Source organism: Nocardia sp. NPDC058497 (genome assembly GCF_042720195.1).
Classification (GTDB): domain Bacteria; phylum Actinomycetota; class Actinomycetes; order Mycobacteriales; family Mycobacteriaceae; genus Nocardia.
The window spans coordinates 1-2,111 of the sequence record NZ_JBHXMY010000810.1 but is presented as its reverse complement, the minus strand read 5'-3'; the positions used below and the strand labels follow the sequence as shown (position 1 = coordinate 2,111).

Genomic DNA, 2,111 nt, shown 5'->3' with positions numbered 1-2,111 from the left:
GGGGGTGCGGGGCTACCATATCTTCCTGGGCGGTGGTGCGGGGGGCGAGGGCTACGCGGGTGTCGCCCGCCGCGATCGCCGCTTCCGCGATGGCGCGACCGAAGCCGCTGCTCGCGCCGGTGACCAGCCAGATCTGCGGGATGCTCATCAGGTTCTCCTCTGCCCGTTGATGTTTCGCCCTCGATACTTCCGCAACGCCGAGATGCCGTCCAAGACCCTTTGTGATAACCAGGAGTTATGGATGTGCATGGGCGCGACCTGCGCTACTTCGTCGCGGTCGCCGACCTGCTGAACTTCACCGCCGCCGCCGAGGCGCTGTACATCTCGCAGCCCGCGCTCAGCAAACAGATTCGCAAGCTGGAAAGTCAGCTCGGCGCGGCACTGTTCGTGCGCGACACCCGCTCGGTCACGCTGACCCCGGTCGGCGCGGCGCTGCTGCCCGAGGCGCGCCGGGTCATCGGCGCGTGGGAAACGGCGGAGGCCGCCGTCGAATCCGCGAAGGCCGCGCAGCGTGCTGTGCTGTCGATCGGCATCAGCACCAGCCCCGGTCGTGGCATCCTGCCCGCGGTGCGCTCCCGATTCGCTACCGCGTTCCCCGACGCGAAACCTGTTCTGCGCCAGGTCGGCTGGGACGATCCGACGGCAGGTCTGGCCGACGGCTCGGCCGATGTCGCCTTCGTCTGGCTGCCGCTGGCCGAGGACGAACGCTACCGATGGCTGGTCGTCGCCACGGAACCGAGGCTCGTCGCCCTCCCGGAAACCCACCCGCTCGCCACCAGGGACAGCATCGCGTTCACCGACCTGCTCGATGAGCCCTTCCTGGCGCTGCCACCCTCTGCGGGTGTGCTGCGCGACTACTGGCTCGCCCTCGACGAACGCGCCGGACATCCACCGGTCATCGGAGCCGAGGTGTCGAGCACCGAGGAGACCTACGAAGCGCTGGTCAACGGGGACGGCGTGGTCCTGGTCGCCACGGGCAACGCGCCGCTGATCGCCCACGACGGCGTGGTGACCCGGCCGGTGACCGGCCTGAGCCCGTGCGAACTCGCCCTGGCCTGGCGGCACGACGACCATCGTCGGCTGGTGCGCGGGTATGTCGAAGCGTGCGCGTCGGCCACCGGGCACCTCCGCCGGTCCTAGGCGAAGCGGTCCGGGGTCGTGGTCCGCTGCCCGAGCGCTATTCGCATCTGCCCGAGCAGCACCTTCGCCGCCGGGCCGCCGGGACGGTCGGTGCGCCAGGCGATGGCGAGGCGGCCGTGGATTCGTGGTTCGACGATGGTGAGCGCGCGCACGGCGAACGCGGTCGCCTCGGCGGGCGTGAGCGCGGGGACGATCGCGGTGCCGAGACCCCGGGCGGCCAGCCGGAGCAGCAAGGGGGGAGCGGCCGCCTCGAAGGCGATGTGCGGGGTGAAACCGGCTGCGGCGCAAGAGCGTTCGAAGACCCCGCGCAGTCCGGTCCCGACCGGCAGGCAGATGAGCCGGCGATCGGTCAACGCCGTCAGGGTGATCGTGCCCGCCGACTCGGCGGGGTCGGCCGGTGCGCCGATCGCGACGGCGGCGACGAGTGGCGTCTCCAGGATCACCTCGAGGCTGATGCCGGGATCCGGTGCGGCGCCGGTCAATCCGACCAGGGCGATGTCGAGCTCGCCGCGTTCGAGTGCGGCCAGCATCCGCTCGGCGGTGTCCTCGGTGAGGCTGATGCCGACCTGTGGGTGGTCGTGGTGGAAATCGGCGAGCACGCCGGCGACATCGAATTCCTCGGTGGCCGCACCGGAGATCACCCCGAGCCGCACGTGCCCGCGCAGCAGCCCGGCGAATTCCTGCACGGTCTCGCCGATCCGGTCGGCCGCGGCCAGGGCGGCCCGCGCGTGTTCGAGCACGGCGGTCCCGACCTCGGTGGGCGTCACGGTGCGGGCGCCACGGTCGAGCAGGCGCTGGCCGAGCTCACGCTCGAGCTGCCTGATCTGGGCGCTCAGACCCGGCTGCGTCAGGTGCAGCCGCTCGGCCGCCCGCGTGAAGCCGCCCTCGTCGACCACGGTGACGAAGTACCGGAGTTGCCGCAGTTCCATCTGGCCATTCTAACTGCGTGCCATAACGATCTGTTATCGCGG

2 protein-coding genes are annotated in these 2,111 nt (G+C 71.0%); one reads left to right on the top strand and one right to left on the bottom strand.

Annotated elements, in window-relative coordinates:
• Positions 1 to 237: 237 nt before the first annotated feature.
• Positions 238 to 1,140 carry a LysR family transcriptional regulator gene (locus ACFWPJ_RS31250; protein ID WP_378856876.1) on the top strand — a complete coding sequence of 301 codons (903 nt, stop codon included), beginning with the start codon at positions 238 to 240 and terminating at the stop codon, positions 1,138 to 1,140.
• On the opposite strand, the gene ACFWPJ_RS31245 is transcribed toward ACFWPJ_RS31250, so the two are convergent.
• A complete protein-coding gene (locus ACFWPJ_RS31245) occupies positions 1,137 to 2,069 on the bottom strand; it encodes a LysR family transcriptional regulator (RefSeq protein ID WP_378856874.1) in 933 nt (310 codons plus the stop codon). The genes ACFWPJ_RS31250 and ACFWPJ_RS31245 overlap by 4 nt on opposite strands.
• Positions 2,070 to 2,111 lie beyond the last annotated feature (42 nt).